Below are 20887 nucleotides of genomic sequence, written 5' to 3'. Positions count from 1 at the left end.
CATAGTCATATATCAGACTTATAGCTATTGGGCTTTTTTACACTCCATCTGCTGCAAGGTAAGCATTAAGTTTGGCTTTGTTCTCTGTATCGATTCTTAAGCCAAGCTTCGTTCTTCGCCAAAGGATATCTTCAACAGTTTTTGCCCATTCATTATCCTGTAACCAGTTAACCTCTAATTCATAAAGGTTATAGCCAAAATGCTGCCCCAGCTCTTCAATATTTGTTGTCTTACCAAGTATATTGAAAGTGTCTGTTCCATAGGTTCTTAGCATTCGTTTTGCCCAACGGTTGTCTAGGAATGGGTATTTCATCTGAATCTTACTAAGCAGATTGTCACTATCTGTTAGTTCATAGTCTCCACCAGGAAGAGGGATACCCGCTGTCCATGCTCTACCCATTTGGGGATGAAATTTTTCAATCTCTCTCAAAGCGGACTCGGCAAGTTTTCGATAAGTGGTAATCTTTCCACCAAACACATTGAGTGCTGCTGCTCGTCCGTTGACAGAATCTACCTTTAGAACATAGTCCCTAGTTGCCTCAGTGGCTGAGGAGGCATTGTCATCGTAAAGGGGACGAACGCCAGAGTAGGTCCAGACAACATCAGAATCTTTTAGTGGTTTCTCAAAGTACTCAGAGGCAGCTTTCAAAAGATATTCTTGTTCTTCTGGAGTACAGTAAGCTTTTTCGGCTGGACCTTCGTGATCCACATCAGTTGTGCCAATTAAAGTGAAGTCATCTTCATAGGGGATAGCAAAAATGATCCGGTTATCACTCTGTTGGAAGATATAGGCTCGATCGTGAGCATAAAGTTTCTTTACAACGATATGGCTTCCGCGAACTAGCCTGACGCCATGTTTTGAGTTCAGGTGAAGACTGTTATTAAGGACATCTGCTACCCAAGGACCAGCGCAATTGATAACCGTTTTCGCGTGAACTTTCATTTCTTCATTAGTGATTAAATCTCTGACGGTAACCCGCCATAAACCATCCACTCTTTCTGCGGTCTCAACACGTGTCCTAGTGTGAATTGTGGCGCCACGATCTTCTGCGTCTCTTGCATTGAGGACTACTAGACGAGCGTCATCAACCCAGCAATCGGAATACTCAAACCCTTTCTTTAGTGACTTTTTAAGAGGGATACCTGTTTTGTCTTCAGCAAAATTAAGAGTTTTAGTGGCAGGTAAAATTTTTCTGCCCCCTAGATGATCATAGATAAACAGTCCTACTCTTAATAACCAACTTGGACGAAGCCCTTTGTGGTGCGGTAAAACGAAGCGAAGTGGCCAGCTTATGTGCGGCATGGCTTTTAGTAAACGCTCTCTTTCGATAAGTGCCTCGCGAACCAATCTGAACTCATAATATTCAAGGTAGCGTAATCCGCCATGAAACAACTTAGTTGAGCCTGAGGAGGTTGCTTGAGCCAGATCGCCCATCTCGAAAAGAGAGACCGTTAATCCTCTACCAGCTGCATCACGTGCTATGCCACAACCGTTTATGCCACCACCTATAATAACCAGGTCTTTTACATCATTATGTTGTATTTCGTTCATTTGTGTTGTTTTTCTTCATTCGTTTATATTCGTATTAGGTGAAAGCTAACAAAAAGAAAATTTAAGTCAATAAAAATTTTCTCTTGACTTCGTTTGCTTTCGTTTGCGAGTATCGACTCTAACGAATGATTTCTAGATCACTTCGTTGATAAAAATAATGAAGATGGAGAAAGACCATGAAGAAAAAGCTAGCCTTGGCTGTCGCGTTTGCTTCGGCAACAATCACAAGCGCTGCTTATGCAGACATCAACGCTGCTAAGAAGTGGGTTGATAGTGAGTTTCAACCCTCCGCACTCACTAAAGAGCAACAAATTGAAGAGATGCAGTGGTTCATTAATGCTGCGAAACCATTCGCTGGAATGGAAATCAATGTGCTCTCAGAAACTATCCCTACACATACCTACGAGTCTACGGTTCTCGCAAAAGCCTTTGAAGAAATTACGGGTATTAAGGTAAATCACCAATTGTTGGGTGAAGGGGAAGTTGTTCAGGCCGTTCAGACTCAAATGCAGACTAAACGTAATCTTTACGATGCTTATGTGAACGACTCAGATTTGATTGGTACTCACTCTCGTCTTCAGTTGGCTCATAGCTTGACTGATTTCATGAACGGTCCCGCTAAAGACATTACTAACCCTAATCTTGATCTAGACGATTTCATGGGTCTTGAGTTTACGACTGGTGCAGATGGTGAAGTATACCAACTGCCAAGTCAGCAGTTTGTTAACCTTTACTGGTTCCGTAAAGACTGGTTTGATCGCGAAGATCTCCAAAAACAGTTCAAAGATATCTATGGCTATGATCTAGGTGTGCCTGTTAACTGGTCCGCTTATGAGGACATTGCGGAGTTCTTCTCCGTTCACGTCAAAGAGATTGATGGAACTCCAATCTACGGCCATATGGATTACGGTAAACGTGCCCCTGACCTTGGTTGGCGTATGACGGATGCCTGGTTATCTATGGCGGGTGCCGGTTCTGCTGGTCAACCAAACGGACGTCCTATTGATGAATGGGGTATCCGTATGGAAGAGGGTAGTTGTAATCCAGCTGGTGCTAGTGTTTCTCGTGGTGGTGCCGCAAACGGTCCTGCTGCAGTTTACGCTATTCGTAAGTGGGATGAATGGCTACGTAAATATGCTCCTCCAGGTGCCGCATCTTATGACTTCTACCAATCACTTCCTGCACTGAGCCAAGGTAATGTTGCTCAACAGATTTTCTGGTACAGCGCGTTTACGGCTGACATGGTTAAATCTCAAGCCGAGGGCAATAATACGGTTGATGCTGAAGGAACACCATTGTGGCGTATGGCTCCAAGCCCCCACGGCCCATACTGGCAAGAAGGTCAGAAGGTCGGTTACCAAGATGTTGGTTCTTGGACCATCCTAAAATCGACACCTGAAGATCGTGCCAAGGCGGCTTGGTTGTACGCTCAGTTTGTGACTTCAAAAACAGTTGATGTGAAAAAGTCTCACGTAGGTCTTACCTTCATTCGTGACTCTTCTATTAATCACGAATCATTCACAGAGCGAGCTCCAAAACTGGGTGGTCTAGTTGAGTTCTACCGTTCGCCAGATCGTAATATGTGGTCTCCAACCGGTGTCAACGTTCCTGACTATCCTAAGCTTGCTCAAATTTGGTGGCAGCAGATTGGTGACGTGAACTCGGGCGCATTCACACCTCAAGAAGCAATGGATCGTCTAGCTCAAGAGATGGACATCACCATGGCTCGTATGGAGCGTGCAGACAAAGGTGCAAACGTTTACGGCGGTTGTGGTCCTCGTCTGAACGAAGAGAAGGATCCATCTTACTGGTTGGGTCGTGAAGGTGGTCCTAAGGCTAAACTTGCTAATGAGAAGCCTCAGGGTCAAACCGTTAATTATGATGAGCTAGTGAAAAGCTGGACTAACTAACGGTTAAAACGGGGGGGCCGTAGGCCCTCTCGATTTCTTTCTCAGAGATATTTCCATGAATTTAGAATTAAAAGATGTTGCAAAGCGCGTCGGCGCCGAAATGCATATACACGAGACAAATCTCGTTCTTGAACCAGGTGAGTTTAATGTTTTACTTGGTGCGACAAATGCCGGTAAAACAACCCTGATGAAACTGATGGCAGGACTGGATTCGCCAACAGCTGGTTCGGTTTTGTACGGCGGTGTAGATGTTACGAAAACACCACCTCAGAAGAGAAGCATCAGTTTTGTGCATCAGTTCTTTATTAATTATCCCCATTTAAGTGTAAGAGATAACATTATTTCGCCACTTAAATTATCAAAAATGTCTGATGCGGAGATTAATAAACGACTGGAAGCTACCGTTGATCTGCTTCGTTTAGGACCTATGTTAGATCGAAAGCCTCATGAGCTTTCAGGTGGCCAACAGCAACGTTGTGCGTTGGCTAGAGCCCTTATTAAAGACTCTACAGCTGTATTTCTTGATGAACCACTTGCGAACTTAGATTATAAGTTGCGCGAAGAGTTGCGTGCAGAGTTGCCCAGTATTTTTGCTGATCGTGGCTCAATTGTTGTTTACGCAACTTCAGAACCTGCTGAAGCTTTGATGTTAGGTGGTCATACCGCTGCTATTAATGAAGGTCATATTGCGCAGTTTGGTGCCACCTCTGATGTTTATCGTACGCCAGTCAATCTGACTGCTGCAGAAGTATTTTCCGATCCTCCTTTAAATACAATCAGTGTTAAAAAGTATGATGGTTGCATTCATTTGAGTGAAACTTTGAGTTGGCCGGCACAGGGCACAGCCCAACATATGCCTGATGGAAACTATACACTGGGTATTCGTCCTCATTTTGTTAGACCGACTGGACATGGAGATAGTGCAATTGAGTTAAACGGTCGTATTCAGGTAACTGAGCTATCCGGTTCAGAAAGCGTCGCTCATTTTTCCATGGGGGGTGGCACTTGGGTCTCGCAAGCGAATGGACTGCACCCATTTAAGGTGGGAGAGCGCCACCATTTTTATCTTGATAGCAGTAAATGCTTCTACTTTGATTCCCACGGACAAGCGGTTAGGTAGTAACAATGGCTAAAATAAAACTCGATAATATAAGACACTCCTACTACCCCAATCCATCGTCTGATGATGATTTTGCCTTGAAACGGGTTCACTTTGATTGGGATGATGGCGGTGCTTACGCGCTACTGGGCCCCTCTGGTTGTGGTAAAACGACCTTGCTAAATATCATTTCGGGTCTTTTAGAACCAAGCCACGGCAAGTTGCTTTTTGATGATAATGAAGTTACGAGCCTCTCTCCATCGGAGCGTAATATTGCTCAAGTGTTTCAGTTTCCCGTGATCTACGACACGATGACGGTTTACGATAACTTGTCTTTTCCATTGAGAAATCGTGGGGTCGATGAAGCTAGGATTGATGTAAAAGTCAGAGAGATCTCATCCATGCTGGAGATCGATGATCTTTTACAAACTAAAGCGGCAGGGCTTTCCCCAGATAACAAGCAAAAAATCTCCCTAGGTCGAGGTCTGGTGCGAGAGGATGTTAACGTGATCATGTTTGATGAACCGTTGACCGTCATTGATCCACATTTGAAGTGGAAGCTTCGCTCGAAGCTGAAAGAGCTGCACCAGAAGGTCAAAACAACAATGATCTATGTGACGCATGATCAGACAGAGGCGCTCACATTTGCGGATCAGGTTGTAGTGATGAACTTCGGTCAGGTACTGCAGGTTGGCACTCCAGATGCGCTTTTTGAAAGACCTGAACATACCTTTGTTGGTCATTTTATTGGTTCACCAGGTATGAATGTATTGCCTGTTGAAATAGTTGACGGTCAAGTATCCCTTGGTGGCCACTTCCTTGAAGTAAGCAGTCCTATTGTTGAAGCTGAAGGTAAATCTTTAGAGATAGGTGTGCGTCCCGAGTTTGTGCGAATCGCCGAGCAAGGCATACCGGCAACGGTGGTCAATGTTATGGATGTTGGGCGTCATAAGGTCTTACAAACGTTAGTAGGCTCACAAAAGGTCTTCGCAGTTTTAAATGAGGATCAGCCTGTTCCTGAAGGGAGCACTTACCTTACTTTCGATAAGCCGCAAACTCGTCTTTACAAAGATGGGTGGTTGGTAGATCTAACCTATGAGTACGAGGTTTTATAACAATGAAAACCGAAAACCCTAGAGCTTGGCTCCTCGTTTTACCTGTTATTTTATTGGTGGCTTTTAACGCACTAATACCACTGATGACAGTAGTGAATTACTCCGTTCAAGAGACGTTTGGTAATAATGTCTTTTTTTGGCAGGGCGTAGATTGGTTTGAACAGGTTCTGCATTCAGAACGCTTCCATGATGCCTTGGGGAGGCAGTTCCTCTTCACAGGTATTATTCTCGCGGTGGAAATTCCTCTCGGTGTTGCAATAGCCTTGGCGATGCCTAGAAAGGGAATATGGGTTCCTATTTGCTTGATCTTAATGTCGCTGCCACTTCTTATTCCATGGAATGTTGTTGGCGCAATGTGGAACATATTTACTCTTCCAGATATTGGTCTAATGGGCTACGGATTAAACTGGCTTGGTATTGATTACAACATGACACAGAGCCCATTGGCTGCTTGGGTCACGCTAATAGTTATGGATGTTTGGCATTGGACTTCGTTGGTTGTACTGCTCTCTTATGCAGGTCTTGTCTCAATTCCCGATGCTTACTATCAAGCAGCTGAGATTGATGGGGCCTCCAAATGGTCTGTGTTCAGATACATTCAATTGCCCAAGATGAAGCAGGTTTTGATGATTGCGATACTGTTACGGTTTATGGATAGCTTCATGATCTATACAGAACCCTTTGTATTGACCGGTGGTGGCCCTGGTAATTCCACAACTCTGTTGTCTATCGACCTGGTTAAAGTAGCGCTTGGTCAGTTTGACTTAGGACCAGCAGCGGCTATGTCACTCATATACTTCGCGATCACTCTACTGGTGAGTTGGGTGTTCTACACAATAATGAATAAAGATGTGAAGGATTAAGGGGGCGTTATGAAACTTAAAAGCTTAGCTCCAATTTTTTATATTATCTTTTTGATGTTGCCAATTTACTGGTTGCTATCAATGAGCTTTAAAACAACCAATGAGATTCTGAGTGGCTTCTCCTTTTTTCCGCAAGAGTGGACTTTGGAAAACTACGCAGTCATTTTCAATGATCCAACTTGGTATTGGGGCTACATAAACTCGACAACTTATGTGCTCATAAATACAGTGATTTCACTCTGTGTTGCACTGCCAGCGGCCTATGCTTTTAGCCGCTACCGTTTCATGGGTGATAAACATCTATTCTTCTGGTTGCTGACTAACCGAATGGCACCGCCAGCAGTATTTGCCTTGCCATTCTTTCAGTTGTACTCAGCCGTTGGTTTATTTGATACTCATATTGCTGTGGCTTTAGCCCACTGTCTTTTCAATATCCCGCTTGCTGTGTGGATTTTAGAAGGGTTCATGAAGAGTATTCCGAAAGAGCTTGATGAGACCGCTTATGTTGATGGTTACTCCTTCCCACGATTCTTTGTGACTATTTTTATGCCCAATATTAAAGCGGGTATCGGTGTCGCCGCGTTCTTCTGCTTCATGTTCTCTTGGGTCGAATTGTTGTTGGCAAAAACATTAACATCAATTGATGCTAAGCCGATTGCAGCGACAATGACTAAGACAGCATCGAGTGCTGGTTATGAGCTGGGTCTGCTTGCTGCTGCGGGTTGTTTGACCATAATTCCTGGTGCCATTGTTGTTTACTTCGTAAGAAATCACATTGCGAAAGGTTTCGCGATGGGGAGGGTGTAATGTTTAGTTGGATGGCTTGGACTTTGCCTACGGCGTTGGTGTTTGTCTTTATCTTTTCATGTATTGGAATTCTAGCCTTTCTGGAGGTGAAGTACCCAGGTGGAGCAGAGCGCACAGGTGTGCTTGGCCTAACCACGACTCGTGGAGATCGTCTATTTATCTCGATCTTAGGTACAGTGTTTATTATGCTTGGGTGGTTGGGCTTGATGGGTACACCTCTCTGGGGTGGTTTGATTCTATCTATTATTTGGGCCGTATTCGTTTTTAGGAAAGTCTAGTGGAAAATTACGTTCTATCTATAGACCAAGGAACCACCTCTTCACGGGCAATCTTATTTGACCAAGATCTTAAGATTGCAGCCTCTGGTCAACAGGAATTTACTCAGTACTTTCCGAAGTCTGGTTGGGTTGAACATGATCCTGAAGAGATCTGGTCAACCACAGCTGGAGTGTGCCGACAGGCCATCGAGAGAGCGGGAACCGATAGTTCGCATATTAAAGCGATAGGCATAACGAATCAGCGTGAGACGGTTGTTGTCTGGAATAAACACACTGGCAAGGCTGTCTACAATGCGATTGTTTGGCAGGACCGAAGAACGGGTGAATTTTGTAATGATCTGAAATCTAAGGGCTATGAAAAAACCTTTACTGAAAAGACAGGTCTGCTGCTTGATCCCTATTTTTCTGGAACAAAGCTAGCTTGGATCTTAGATAATGTCGAGGGCGCTCGTGCCTTAGCTGATTCAGGCGAACTGCTTTTTGGAACGGTCGATAGCTATTTGATTTGGCGTCTTACTGGTGGTGCGGTGCATGCAACTGATGCTACCAATGCTTCACGAACACTGATCTACAATATTCATGACGGGTGTTGGGATGAGGAGCTTCTTGCGATTCTGAATATCCCAAGGAGTATGTTGCCAGAGGTAAAAAACTGCGCCGATGACTTTGGTAAAACTCGCGAAGATCTGTTTGGCGGTAATGCGATACCGATTTGTGGTGTGGCAGGCGACCAACAGGCCGCATCAATAGGGCAGGCTTGCTTTCAACCTGGAATGCTCAAATCGACTTACGGTACGGGTTGCTTTGCTTTGCTCAATACAGGTGACCACTGCGTTAAATCAGAGCATAGACTGTTGAGTACGATTGCTTACCAGTTTGATGGAAAACCTACTTATGCTTTAGAGGGATCCATTTTCATTGCGGGTGCTGTCGTGCAGTGGTTACGTGATGGTTTGAAAATCATTCGTGATGCTAAGGATACCGAGGCTTTAGCGAGTGAGGCTAAGCCGGAGAATCGTGTCTATCTTGTTCCTGCTTTTACAGGGCTTGGAGCACCGTATTGGGATACGGAGTGTCGTGGCGCCATTTTTGGTCTTACTCGTGATACTGGCTTTGCTGATCTGGCTAGAGCCGCGCTTCGATCGGTTGCCTACCAAACTCGCGACCTATCCGACGCCATGCGATCAGACTGGCTTAATTCAGGTGGAAGTAAAGCAGAGGCGGTGCTGCGAATTGATGGCGGTATGGTGGCTAATGATTGGATGGCACAGTCTCTTGCAGATATCTTACAGGCACCTGTAGATCGACCTGAAATTATTGAAACCACTGCCTTGGGTGCTGCGTGGCTTGCAGGTATGCATGTTGGCTTCTATCCAGATCAAGAAGGGTTCGCAAAAACTTGGGCTCTGAATAAGCACTTTGAACCCGTTATGACGGTTGATGACGCCAACGAGCGTTATGCAGGTTGGCGTGACTCAGTTGCTAGACTGCTAATTTCGAAAGATGACCTCTGATGTACCATTAAAGACACAAGCTCTTCCTAGCGTATTAGTCTTGCCGGCGTGTTTAACGCCGGTTTTTTTATGGTATTTCCGAGCCTTTTGCTGCGGTCATAAGCTCAAACCAGGTCTCTCGATCAAGCTCAACATGATTGACCTGATGCAGCGCCTTTATTCGATCTAGATTGTTTGTGCCAACAACAGGAAGAATATTGGCAGGGTGCACTCTTAACCACGCCAGTGCGATATGTTCACGCTGACACTGTTGGCTCTGCTCGATTCTGTTTAGTAAGCCCTCAAGCTCTGAATTGAGTGGTTGGTTAAACAGTTGTCCACCCGCCAGTGGTGACCAAGCCATTGGCAGTAGCTGATCGAGTTGCATCGCTTCCAGCGTTCCATCCCAGAGTGAACACTGTTCAAAGAGATTGATCTCAATTTGATTGGTGATCAGTCGATTCGTCATTTTCGACTGCAGTAGTTTCCACTGCCACACTGAAAAGTTAGAGACACCTACGGTTCTGACTAAACCCTCTTTAATGAGATCGTCCAGTGCTTCTCCCGTCTCCTCGGCATCCATCAGTGGATCAGGTCTGTGAATTAATAGGGTGTCTAGGTAGTCGGTATGTAAGTTCTTCAGACTCTGTTTGACCTGCTGAAATAGGTATTCACGCGAGGTGTCATAATATTTAACTCGTCGCTCTGGGTAGTGATCTGAGATCAAAGCGATATCACATTTGCTAATCAGCTCCATCTGGCCTCTTAGGGATGGATTGGCTTTCAGCGCGCCGCCAAAGAGTTGCTCACACTGATAGTCACCATAGATATCTGCGTGATCAAAGGTCGTTATTCCCTGAGCCAAACAGGCTTGGATTTTGGTTTCGGTACTGGAAGTGGTTGGCTTGGACTCTGCGAGTCTCCAGACACCATAAGCCAGTTCGCTAAATGTTAGATCGGAATGAAGAGTTTTGATTCGTTTCAATCTAGAGCCCCGATTTTTAGATTTTTTACCAGTCTAAAGATTGTCAATTTGAGGTTCAATATAGCAATCAAATAGCCAAAAAAAAGAGCGCCGAAGCGCTCTTTTTCAGTGTGTCGGTAATCTTAGGATTACTGACCCATCTGCTGCTTGATAAGGTCACCGATAGTCGTTGGACCAGCAGTTTCAACTTCAGCGTTCTGTACCGCTTTAAGAGCAGCTTTCTCTTCAGCTTGATCTTTCGCACGGATAGAGAAGGTGATAACGCGGTTGCGACGATCAACACCTACAATCTTACCTTCAACGCTGTCGCCAACGTTTAGAGCAGTTGTAGCGTCTTCGATGCGCTCTGCAGCGATGTCAGATGCTTTAAGAACAGCTTCGATACCTTCAGCAAGTTCAACAGTAGCAGCGCGTGGCTCAACTGCTGTAACAGTACCAGTAACGATTGCGCCTTTCTCGTGGCCCGCTAGGAACTCAGAGAATGGGTCGCTTTCTAGCTGTTTAACGCCAAGAGAGATACGCTCTTTCTCTGCGTCAATAGACAGGATAACTGCTTCAACTTCGTCGCCTTTCTTGTAGTCGCGAAGTGCAGCTTCAGCATCAGCTTCCCAAGTGATGTCTGACATGTGTACTAGGCCGTCTAGATCGTTGTCTAGACCAACGAAGATACCGAAGTCAGTGATCGTCTTTATTGTGCCAGATACTTTATCGCCAGCAGCGTACTGCTCAGAGAATGCAGCCCATGGGTTAGTTGTACACTGTTTGATACCCAATGAGATACGACGACGCTCTTCATCAACGTCTAGAACCATAACTTCTACAGCATCACCAACCTGAACGATTTTAGATGGGTGGATGTTTTTGTTAGTCCAAGACATTTCAGAAACGTGTACTAGACCTTCTACGCCATCTTCTAGAGATGCGAAACAGCCGTAATCAGTTAGATTTGTAACCTTACCTGATACACGAGTACCTGCTGGGTAACGGTTCTTGATCGCTTCCCATGGATCTTCAGATAGCTGCTTAAGACCTAGAGAGATACGACCGCTCTCTTTGTCGAATTTGATGATCTTAACGTCGATCTCATCACCTGGAGTTAGCATTTCGCTTGGGTGAGAGATACGTTTCCAGGCCATGTCAGTGATGTGTAGAAGACCGTCAACGCCGCCAAGGTCGATGAACGCACCGTAGTTAGTAAGGTTCTTAACGTAACCTTTAACTGCTTGGCCTTCTTCAAGATCAGCAAGGATCTCATCACGCTGCGCGCTGTTAGCTTCTTGAAGCACTGCGCGGCGAGAAACAACAACGTTGTTACGCTTCTGATCAAGTTTGATCAGTTTGAATTCAAGTTCTTTGCCTTCTAGGTGATCAACGTCACGTACTGGGCGAACGTCTACCAATGAACCTGGTAGGAAGCCTTGGATGTTGTTGACGTTTACAGTGAAACCACCTTTAACTTTGCCAGAGATGTAACCTTTTACGATCTCTTCCGCTTCAAACTTAGTCTGAAGAACTTCCCATGCTTCTGCACGTTTCGCTTTCTCGCGAGAAAGTTTAGTTTCACCGAAACCATCTTCTACAGCTTCTAGTGCAACTTTAACGTCATCGCCAATGTTGATTTCAAGTTCGTTCGCATCGTTAAGGAACTGAGAGCGTGGAATAACCGCTTCAGACTTAAGACCAGCGTTAACAGTTACCCAATCAGCATCGATATCAACAACAGTACCAGTGACTAGGGTACCTGGAGTCATCGCAAGTTCTTGGAGGGATTCTTCAAACAGTTCAGCAAAGCTTTCGCTCATGAAAGTGTCCTATTTTGGGTGCCAGGGGATGGCACACTAGCCTATGACATCAGCTTCATAGGGTCGGTTCATCGTCATCTCCGATGACTTGCTAAGCTGATGGATGCAAGCTGACGGAGTTATAAAGAGGGCGAAATTATACAGGAGTGTCAGCGGTGTGCAAAGCGGAATTGGTGTTTTTTTGAGCAGTGGACAGCGGTTGGGAATAGTCTCGAGAAGAAGGGGAAAGAATTACAAATCGCTAGAGCGGTTTGATCGCGTTTTGTCGCTGCGCTCCAATTCGCTCCTACAGTCGAGCTACGTAGATAATTTTTTCCGAAGTCCTGCTGTAGGAGCGAATTGCCCGAAGGGCAAGCCGCGAAAGATTCGCTTAGCGAATCGTATCTCACATTCCGCTATCAACCCGCCAAACGAGACTGATCCTCTTGGAAGAACATCTCGATCATATCGATGCTCAGCTCACTGGCTTCGCGAAGCACGGCTTCACTGTCGGGATCAGTGATCTCTTCACCGGGTGCTGTCTCTGTCAGTAGCTCATCAAGCGTCTTAATAGGTTGTTCACCCTTTGCCATGCGACGCTGATTCTCTAGAACGATTTGAGCCTGCTCCATCTGATCGCGTTGGGACTTTAACTGCTCCTCATTAAGCGGTAGCCACTGCATCGATTTCTGCTCATTGATCAAGGCGATGGTGTCACGCATGTGCTGAAAATCAGGATCAGTTTGCGTTCTTTGAGTATGGCGGTTTTGCAGCTCAGGAACCCAACGATCGAGTGATGAGTAGCTGCCATAACGAACAGGCCTTACTTTGTCCCAAGGTAGGGCAAAGTCGAGAGCGCTTTCACCGATTTCGCTCTGATCAAACATCGATGGAAACTCGATATCTGGAGCTACCCCTTGGTGCTGAGTACTCTCACCAGAGATACGATAGAACTTTGCGGTTGTGAATTTTAGCTGCCCATGACGCAGTGGTTGAAGAGTCTGCACAGTCCCTTTACCGAATGTGCGACTGCCAACGACCAGCCCTCGGCGGTAATCTTGTATGGCACCGGCGAAGATCTCCGAAGCCGATGCACTGAGTCGATCAATCACAACGGTCAAGGGTCCAGTCCAAGTGGTCTCTGGGTTGTAGTCGCCCAGCACATCGACCCGACCTTCAAGATCACGAATCTGCACGGTTGGACCACGGCTAATAAATAGACCCACCAGTTCATTGGCCTCTCGCAGTGAGCCACCTCCGTTTTCGCGTAGATCAACAACCAGAGCATCAACCCCCTGTTGCTTGAGGTCTTCAATCAGTACCGCTACATCACGAGTCGTGCTGCGGTAATCCTTGTCCCCTTTTCTAAGGGCAGCAAAATCGATGTAGAAGGTTGGGATGTCGATGATGCCAACTTTATAGATGTTGCCGTCACGCTCAACCTCCATGATCCGAGACTTGGCCGCTTGCTCTTCAAGCTTTACACGCTGTCGCTCTAATTTGACGATCTTGCGTGTGCTCTTGTCAGCCGAAGTGGATGGGATGATCTCTAAGCGTACGATGGATCCTTTAGGTCCACGGATCCTGTCAACGACATCATCCAAGCGCATACCCACCACATCTTCGATCTCACCATCCATGTCTTGTCCGACACCCACGATCAGGTCGGCAGGTTTCAGCTGGCCGCTCTTATCGGCCGGGCCCGCCGGTACAAGACTAACGATCTTGGTGAACTCATCTTCTCTCTGCAGGACAGCGCCGATCCCTTCAAGTGATAGACTCATGTTGATCTCAAAGTTCTCTGAGGTCGCGGGTGAAAAATAGGCGGTATGCGGGTCGTAAAGACGTGCCAAGGCATTAGCATATGATTGAAAAATATCTTCGCTATTGGTCTGCAGTGCACGATTAAGTTGCGATTCGTAACGTTTGATCAGTGTCTCTTTAGCTTCAGAAACACTCTTGTCAGAAAGTTTTAGATTTAACACGGCGCTTTTAAGACGCAGTGACCAGTATTGATCCTGTTCGCCTTTCGATTGAAACCAAGGTTTCTCTTCACGACTGATCGGAAGTCTGTCGTCTAGAGTGAAATCAAATGTTTGGTCCGATTTTAGAACGTCGATCATCTGCTCTGTGCGCTCCTGAAAACGGGTCAAAAAGCGTTCGTAGGCGGCAAATGCAAAGGTTAGATTGCCGGAGCGCATGTCGTCGTCCAGAGTGCGCTTGAAGTGAGCTAAAGAGTCGATATCGCTCTGCAGTAGGTAGCTTCTTGTTGGGTCGATAGTTTCAAAGAAGTTGTTGAAGAGCTTCTCAGAGAGTTCATCGTCGACGGCCTGTTCACGGTAGTGATGAGATTCCAATCCCGCGACCAGCGACTGAATGGCATTCGAGTGGACGGCCTCAGGCTTAAGAGAGGCCTGTGCTCCTGTCGCTATCGATAATGATAAAACCAAAAAGAGCTGTAACGCTCGCATCCCAACACTCCAAAATCGCAATAAAAGTAAAAATCTAATAGAGAGCAGTTTAGGCCAGCTCTCCTCATGATGTAAAATAACTTTCTTTTACTACGCGGGAGTGGTTGCGGTGGTTTTGCGAATTGCGGGTTTAGCGATTTTTTCTCTGATGTTGGCCGGTTGTGATAGCGCCTCTGACCGTGACGAGATCGAAGATAAAGAGGCGTTTCGAAAAGAGCTAATAGAGAAGGCACTGAATGACGATACTCGCAAAGCAGGGGAGGCTTTCCTAGCTGAAAATCGTCAAAAGCCGGGTGTGATTGTTCGTAAGTCGGGACTGCAGTACCGTGTCATTTCCGAAGGACAGGGCAAGCAGCCAGAGTACGACAGTGTTGTACTGGTTGAATATGAAGGTCGCCGTGTCGATGGCGGTGTCTTCGATAAGACCGAAGCCGGAAAGCCGATCAAATTCCCGCTCAATCAGGTGATTAAAGGTTGGCGAGAAGGCTTGGGGTTAATGAAAGAGGGGGCTCAATATGAGCTCTACATTCCTGCTGACTTGGCCTACGGCGCGCGCAGTCCCAGTCGTGAAATTCCACCCAATTCAGCTTTGATATTTGATGTTAGGTTAATAGAAGTACTCGAGAAGGGTGCGGAGAAACAGTAATGGAACAAGAGCGTTTTAACCAAGATCTACTGACCTTTTTAGCAGATAGTCCAACCCCTTTTCATGCCACGCAGCAGATGGCAGATCGCTTAAGTCATGCTGGCTTCAAAGAGCTGTTGGAACACGAAGCCTGGAATCCTGTCACTGGCGAGAGTTACTTTATTCGTCGTAACGGTTCATCGATCATCGCTTGGCGTCATACCGGCAACTTTGATGCAGGATTTAGAATGGTGGGCGCTCATACCGACTCACCCTGTCTTCGCGTCAAGCCGACGCCAGAGCTATACCGACAAAACTATCTGCAGCTTGGCGTTGAAGTCTATGGCGGAGCGCTGTTGAACCCCTGGTTTGATCGCGACTTGTCATTGGCTGGTCGAGTGACCTATCGCCAAACCGATGGCTCTTTAGACAGCTCGCTAATCGATTTTAAAGAGGCGATCGCGACGATTCCAAGTCTTGCGATTCACCTAGACCGCGAGGCCAATAAAGATCGAACGGTTAACCCACAACTTCACCTCCCTGTACTGCTAGGCCAGGCGGAACAGAAGCATGATTTCAGAGCCTTATTGAAATCTAAATTGCTTGAACAGGGGGTGACAGAGGTCCAGGAGGTTCTAGATTACGAACTCTCTTTCTACGATGTTCAAACGCCTGCAATGGTGGGATTGAACAGAGAGTTTATCGCCTCGGCTCGCTTGGATAATCTGTTGAGCTGTTTCATCGGTTTGCAGTCTCTACTCGACAGTGATGGTCAGCAGGCCGCTGTTTTGGTCTGTACCGACCACGAAGAGGTAGGCAGTGCGAGTGCCTGTGGTGCTCAAGGCCCAATGTTGGCCCAGTGGCTAGAGCGACTCTTGCCGAACAACGAAGAGCGTAACCGTGTGATTAGCCACTCCATGATGATCTCCGCCGATAATGCCCACGGTGTGCACCCCAACTATGCCGATAAACATGACGAGAATCATGGTCCGCTGATTAATGCAGGACCGGTCATCAAAATTAACTCTAATCAGCGCTACGCCACCAACAGTGAAACCAGTGCAACCTTCCGCGCCATTGCGCAGGATGTAAATGTGCCAGTACAGAGCTTTGTGGTTCGATCTGATATGGGGTGTGGTAGCACGATTGGTCCGATTACCGCATCGGAAGTCGGTATTCGTACTGTGGATATCGGCTGCCCGCAATTTGGTATGCACTCAATTCGTGAGTTATGCGGCAGTGAGGATGCACACTCGCTCTATCTGATTCTGCAACACTACTACGATAAAGCCAGAGTGTAAGAGGATTTAGACGTGTTACAAACGGTTCAAGAGCTGAATGATTTTTTAACAAACCACTTTCCGCAAGGTGAAGGCTTTGGTGCCGTTGAAGAGGCGGGAGATGGTTGGGTATTGATGCGATTAACGGTTGAAGATAGTCATTTGCGTCCAGGTGGTACGGTCTCAGGTCCAACCATGATGGGGATGGCGGATGTGGCCATCTGGTCTGCGTTGCAAACTAAGATTGGCCCATCGCCGATGACCGTGACCGGTAACCTAAACATCAACTTCTTAAGTAAGCCTAAGCCCGTTGATATGTTGGCACGTGCACGTGTACTTCGCGTTGGTCGAAGAAACGGGGTTGGTGAGTGTTACATCTACTCGGGTGATGAAGATTCGATGGTGGCGCACGTTACAGCAACCTATTCGATACCGGCAAAGTAAGGCCTTTAAAACAGACTCAACGACAAGGATTGGTCGATCATGGAAATTCAAGTTAACTACCTCGATAACTTACGCCTAGAAGCGAAGTTTGACGACTTCACCGTGATCGCCGATCAGCCCGTTCGCTACAAAGGCGATGGCTCAGCTCCCGGTCCATTTGACTACTTTTTGGCTTCATCAGCGCTGTGTGCTGCCTATTTCGTAAAGGTCTACTGCGAAGCGCGAGGCATCTCTACCGATAATATCCGTCTTGCTCAGAACAACATTGTCGATCCTGAGAACCGCTACAAACAGATCTTCAAAATCAGTGTTGAGTTGCCAGAAGATCTCAGTGATAAAGATCGCACCGGTATCCTTCGCTCCATTGAACGTTGTACCGTGAAAAAAGTCGTGCAAGAGGGTCCTGAGTTCCAGATAGAGGTCGTCGACAGTCTTGATGAGGATGCCCAAGCTCTACTAGCGATTGCTACCGACAGTGAAACCTTCATTGAAGGTAAAGACGCGCCACTTGAACAGACCATCGCAAAGATGACACAAATTCTTGCTGATCTGGGGATGAAAATAGAGGTAGCCTCCTGGCGCAACATTGTCCCCAATGTCTGGTCACTGCACATTCGTGATGCGGCCTCTCCCATGTGTTTTACCAACGGTAAAGGGGCCACAAAAGAGGCGGCACTGGCCTCTGCTTTGGGTGAGTTTTTAGAGCGACTCTCCTGTAACTTTTTCTACAACGATCAGTATTTTGGCCAAGAGTTGGCTGAATCAGAGTTTGTCCACCGCCCAGATGAATGCTGGTTTGAACTGACAGAAGAGGATGATATCCCAGAGGGGTTATTGGATGAGTACACTCTTGAGATCTACGACCCTGATCAGGATTTAAGTGGCTCTAACTTAATCGATACCAACTCTGGTAATGAGGATAGGGGGATCTGCGCTCTACCATTCCAGCGTCGATCGGATGGTGAAACGATCTACTTCCCATCGAACCTGATTGAAAACCTCTTTTTGAGTAACGGTATGAGTGCCGGCAATACCCTTGAAGAGGCTCAGGTTCAGTGTCTTTCTGAGATTTTTGAACGTGCGGTTAAACGTCAGATTCTTGAGCAGGAGATTGCGCTTCCCGATGTGCCCTCGCAGGTGCTTGAACGCTGGCCGGGTATTGTGGAGGGCATCAAGGCGCTAGAAGAGCAGGGCTTTCCTGTTTTGGTTAAAGATGCCTCGTTGGGCGGTCAGTTCCCAGTCGCCTGTGTCACGCTAATGAACCCTAAAACGGGCGGTGTGTTTGCCTCGTTCGGTGCCCACCCCAGTCTGCATGTCGCTATTGAAAGAAGCCTGACTGAATTGCTGCAGGGCCGCAGCTTTGAAGGGTTAAACGACCTGCCACCACCGACCTTTAACTCACATGAGCTGACTGAACCGAATAACTTTGTTGAGCACTTCATCGACTCCAGTGGTGTTGTGAGCTGGCGCTTCTTCAGTGACGCCTTTGATTACGAATTTGTGGATTGGGATTTCTCAGGTACCAACAGAGAGGAGGCTGACAGGCTGTTTGGTATTCTGGAGTCGATGGGTAAAGAGTCCTATCAAGCGAACTATGATGACCTGGGTGTACCGGCGGTTCGAATTCTGGTCCCAGATTACTCTGAGGTCTATCCCGTTGAAGATCTGATTTGGGATAACACCAATAAATCACTGGAGTTTCGCGAGGCGATTCTCTGTCTGCACGAGTTGTGTGATGAAGACCTAGAGGAGTTGCTGGTTCGTCTAGAAGAGAGCGAGCTGGATAACTACACTGATATCCGCACGTTGATCGGCATTGAGTTTGATGAGAACAGCGTCTGGGGGCAGCTCACCATTCTTGAACTAAAACTGCTGATTCACCTAGCACTAGGTCAGTTACCTCAGGCTAAAGAGTTGGTTGAGGCCTTCTTGCAGTACAACGATAACACCCTAGATCGCGCGCTGTTCTATCGTGCAATGGATGCTGTCATTGAGGTGGAGTTAGATTCAGATATGGCCCTTGAGCACTATCTAAACAACTTTACCCGCATGTTTGGTAAAGATCGGATTGAGGCTGTGGTTGGCTCGGTGAATGGAACAATTCGTTTCTATGGTCTTGAGCCAGTCGGTATGCAGCTCACGGGATTAGAGCGCCATCAACGACTGATACAGAGCTATCAGAAACTGCATCAATGGCGTGCCTCTAAATAGTTAGGCCCTCAGTTACTGAGAGCGCTAACCTGTTTACTGGTCTGTTCAACCGAATACTTGCCTTTAGCATCCTTGGCCACACGACCCATCGCTACAAAAGGGTCGTGTACAAAGAGTAAACGTCCACCCCGACTTTCAAGCCCTTCAAGCAGTTGTCGTTTTTCATCAATCAACTGCTCTGGAAAACGGTCATAGCCCATGGTGATGGGGAGATGAACCCAGGCGCTGCCGGGAATAAGATCCCCAGGGTAAACGACCGGTCCCTCTGGCATCTCGACTTCTGGCAGTATTTGGCCGGGTGTATGCCCTGAGCTCTCATGCAGTGTCCAGCCATCTCCCAGTGTTGCTGACTGTTGGCCCTCAGGAATGATCTCTAATCGACCTGACTCCTCCAGCAGTTTGATCAACATAGGTATGTAAGAGGCGCGATCACGAGCATGAGGGTCGTTTGCGCGCTGCCATTGGACTTCACCGACTAAGTATTTCGCATTTGGGAAGAGCAGGTAAGGATCCTCACCCTCTTGCCACTCAGACAGTAGCCCGCCTGCGTGGTCAAAATGGAGGTGGGTCAATAGAACAATGTCGATCTCTTCGTGGGAGACACCTTCAGCCTGAAGATTTTTGATCAGGCAGTGCTCTTGCTCTTGAATACCATAGCGATCTTTCATCTCGGGGCTGAAGAATGCGCCAACGCCAGTCTCAACCAAGATGTTACGTTTTGGGCTGCTCTCCTGAACCAGCATGGCGCGGCAGGCTAAGGGAATACGGTTAAGCTCATCAGGCTCTATCCAGCGTTGCCATAACGCGCGAGGCGCATTACCAAACATTGAACCGCCATCCAGCTTCTGTGTATTCCCCTCTATCGAGGTAATGCTACGCATGATTAAGCAAACTCTTCGGTGTCGATCTCAGTTTGTTGACCGGCACTATAGCGCTCACCGGCCACGGTATCGCGGTTAATGAGTTGTTCTAACTCATTAACAATGTCGCTACTCAGTGTGACATCGGCTGCGCCTAGGTTGTCACGCATGTGCTCGACAAAGCGAGTGCCTGGAATCGAAACAATCGAGGGATCCTTTGCACGGATCCAGGCCAGCGCTAATTGCGCTGGGGTACAGCCAGCACGCTCAGCAATGGCAACATAGTCACTCAGTAGCGCTCTGTTCTGTTCAAAGTTCTCTGGGTAGAAGCGTGGCATGGCACGGCGAATGTCTTTTTCAGCCAGTTCGTCCAAGTTGTCGATTGTGAGACTTAAAAAGCCACGTGCCAGTGGGCTGAAGGCGACGAAGGTAACGTCTAGTTCACGGCAGGCGTCGAGAACCGCGATCTCTGGGTTGCGAGTCCAAAGTGAATACTCAGTTTGGATAGCGGCAACGGGGCACTCTTTATGGGCGGCTCGCAAGGTGTCAGCTGACATTTCTGAAAGACCGTAGCTCGCAATTTTACCCTCTTTGATAAGGTCAGCCATGGCGCCTGCACTCTCTTCAATTGGAACGTCAAAGTCACGACGGTGCAGGTAGTAGAGGTCGATTTGATCTGTTTGAAGGCGTTTTAAGCTGGCTTCACACTGTGCTTTGATGGTTTCAGGGCGGCCGTCTAGTGCTTTACCTTTTTCAGGGTCGATGTAGAGAACACATTTTGATGCCAAAAAGATCTCATCGCGGACCGACTTGAGCGCTTCGCCAACAACTTTCTCATTTTTGCCGCCACCGTATAAGGTCGCCGTATCAAAATGGCGGTAGCCCATCTCAAAGGCTTCACGAAACCCTTTGATCGCCTCGTCATCTGATACCGGGGTGTTGTAGGCGTGTGACATGTTCATACAACCCAAACCGATTGGGTTATTGCGTAGCATCTCAAGTTTGCTCATGAAAAATCCTTAAAAATGAGTCAATTTGTACAGAAGATTAACAAGTTAGTGCGGACGAGTGAACTCGAAAAGGGGAATTAGGTATTCGAAAAAAGAAAAACGA

At 47.0% G+C, this 20887-nt stretch carries 17 protein-coding genes; 11 read left to right on the top strand and 6 right to left on the bottom strand.

Annotation, left to right across the window (positions count from 1 at the left end; all coding sequences use genetic code 11):
* Positions 1-37 precede the first annotated feature (37 nt).
* Positions 38-1552, bottom strand: coding sequence for a glycerol-3-phosphate dehydrogenase (gene glpD, locus XMM312_RS03605; RefSeq protein ID WP_173488723.1), 1515 nt, complete (start codon positions 1550-1552; stop codon positions 38-40).
* A gap of 176 nt (positions 1553-1728) precedes the next feature.
* On the opposite strand from glpD, the gene XMM312_RS03600 reads away from it, so the two are divergent.
* Genes XMM312_RS03600 through glpK form a run of 7 tightly spaced genes read left to right on the top strand, consistent with a single transcriptional unit; the run spans position 1729 to position 9138 of the window.
* Positions 1729-3462 (top strand): ABC transporter substrate-binding protein, encoded by a 1734-nt coding sequence (locus XMM312_RS03600; protein WP_173481353.1) that lies wholly within the window; start codon positions 1729-1731, stop codon positions 3460-3462.
* Between the two features lie 55 nt (positions 3463-3517).
* Positions 3518-4582 (top strand): ABC transporter ATP-binding protein, encoded by a 1065-nt coding sequence (locus tag XMM312_RS03595; protein WP_173488722.1) that lies wholly within the window; start codon positions 3518-3520, stop codon positions 4580-4582.
* Positions 4583-4587: 5 nt separating this feature from the next.
* Complete coding sequence (locus XMM312_RS03590) at positions 4588-5676, top strand: ABC transporter ATP-binding protein (RefSeq protein ID WP_173488721.1); 1089 nt, start codon at positions 4588-4590, stop codon at positions 5674-5676.
* 2 nt (positions 5677-5678) lie between these two features.
* On the top strand, positions 5679-6539 hold the full coding sequence (locus tag XMM312_RS03585) for a carbohydrate ABC transporter permease (RefSeq protein ID WP_173481350.1): 861 nt from the start codon (positions 5679-5681) through the stop codon (positions 6537-6539).
* 9 nt (positions 6540-6548) lie between these two features.
* Positions 6549-7346: a carbohydrate ABC transporter permease gene (locus tag XMM312_RS03580; protein ID WP_173481349.1), complete on the top strand. Its 798-nt coding sequence runs from the start codon at positions 6549-6551 to the stop codon at positions 7344-7346.
* Positions 7346-7624: a DUF2160 domain-containing protein gene (locus XMM312_RS03575; RefSeq protein WP_173488720.1), complete on the top strand. Its 279-nt coding sequence runs from the start codon at positions 7346-7348 to the stop codon at positions 7622-7624. The genes XMM312_RS03580 and XMM312_RS03575 overlap by 1 nt, the downstream gene beginning before the upstream one ends.
* Entirely contained in the window at positions 7624-9138 is a 1515-nt protein-coding gene (gene glpK / locus XMM312_RS03570) for a glycerol kinase GlpK (RefSeq protein ID WP_173488719.1), read from the top strand. Before XMM312_RS03575 ends, glpK begins: the two co-directional genes overlap by 1 nt.
* Positions 9139-9205: 67 nt before the next feature.
* Here the strand turns inward: glpK and XMM312_RS03565 are convergent, their stop codons facing one another.
* The 3 genes from XMM312_RS03565 to XMM312_RS03555 form a co-directional block, all read right to left on the bottom strand.
* Entirely contained in the window at positions 9206-10102 is an 897-nt protein-coding gene (locus tag XMM312_RS03565) for an aldo/keto reductase family oxidoreductase (protein WP_173488718.1), read from the bottom strand.
* Positions 10103-10230: 128 nt separating this feature from the next.
* The gene (gene rpsA / locus XMM312_RS03560) at positions 10231-11904 is read right to left on the bottom strand and encodes a 30S ribosomal protein S1 (protein WP_173481345.1); all 1674 of its coding nucleotides are present in this window, start codon (positions 11902-11904) and stop codon (positions 10231-10233) included.
* Between the two features lie 398 nt (positions 11905-12302).
* Positions 12303-14354 carry a carboxy terminal-processing peptidase gene (locus XMM312_RS03555; RefSeq protein WP_173488717.1) on the bottom strand — a complete coding sequence of 684 codons (2052 nt, stop codon included), beginning with the start codon at positions 14352-14354 and terminating at the stop codon, positions 12303-12305.
* 109 nt (positions 14355-14463) lie between these two features.
* On the opposite strand from XMM312_RS03555, the gene XMM312_RS03550 reads away from it, so the two are divergent.
* The 4 genes from XMM312_RS03550 to XMM312_RS03535 are packed head-to-tail and all read left to right on the top strand — an operon-like array spanning position 14464 to position 18914.
* Positions 14464-15000, top strand: a complete 537-nt coding sequence (locus XMM312_RS03550) for an FKBP-type peptidyl-prolyl cis-trans isomerase (RefSeq protein WP_371731459.1) — start codon at positions 14464-14466, stop codon at positions 14998-15000.
* Positions 15000-16280, top strand: a complete 1281-nt coding sequence (locus XMM312_RS03545; protein ID WP_173488716.1) for a M18 family aminopeptidase — start codon at positions 15000-15002, stop codon at positions 16278-16280. The genes XMM312_RS03550 and XMM312_RS03545 overlap by 1 nt, the downstream gene beginning before the upstream one ends.
* A 12-nt stretch (positions 16281-16292) precedes the next feature.
* Entirely contained in the window at positions 16293-16703 is a 411-nt protein-coding gene (locus tag XMM312_RS03540) for a PaaI family thioesterase (protein ID WP_173481342.1), read from the top strand.
* 39 nt (positions 16704-16742) lie between these two features.
* Complete coding sequence (locus XMM312_RS03535) at positions 16743-18914, top strand: OsmC domain/YcaO domain-containing protein (RefSeq protein ID WP_173488715.1); 2172 nt, start codon at positions 16743-16745, stop codon at positions 18912-18914.
* A gap of 8 nt (positions 18915-18922) precedes the next feature.
* On the opposite strand, the gene XMM312_RS03530 is transcribed toward XMM312_RS03535, so the two are convergent.
* Positions 18923-19795, bottom strand: a complete 873-nt coding sequence (locus XMM312_RS03530; RefSeq protein ID WP_173488714.1) for an MBL fold metallo-hydrolase — start codon at positions 19793-19795, stop codon at positions 18923-18925.
* A gap of 2 nt (positions 19796-19797) precedes the next feature.
* A complete protein-coding gene (locus XMM312_RS03525) occupies positions 19798-20784 on the bottom strand; it encodes an aldo/keto reductase (RefSeq protein WP_173481339.1) in 987 nt (328 codons plus the stop codon).
* Between the last annotated feature and the right edge of the window lie 103 nt (positions 20785-20887).

Origin of the sequence: Marinobacterium sp. xm-m-312 (assembly GCF_013283295.1) — a bacterium.
Classification (GTDB): domain Bacteria; phylum Pseudomonadota; class Gammaproteobacteria; order Pseudomonadales; family Balneatricaceae; genus Marinobacterium_E.
The sequence above is the reverse complement of the archived record's forward strand: the minus strand, read 5'-3'. Positions and strand labels throughout refer to the sequence as shown.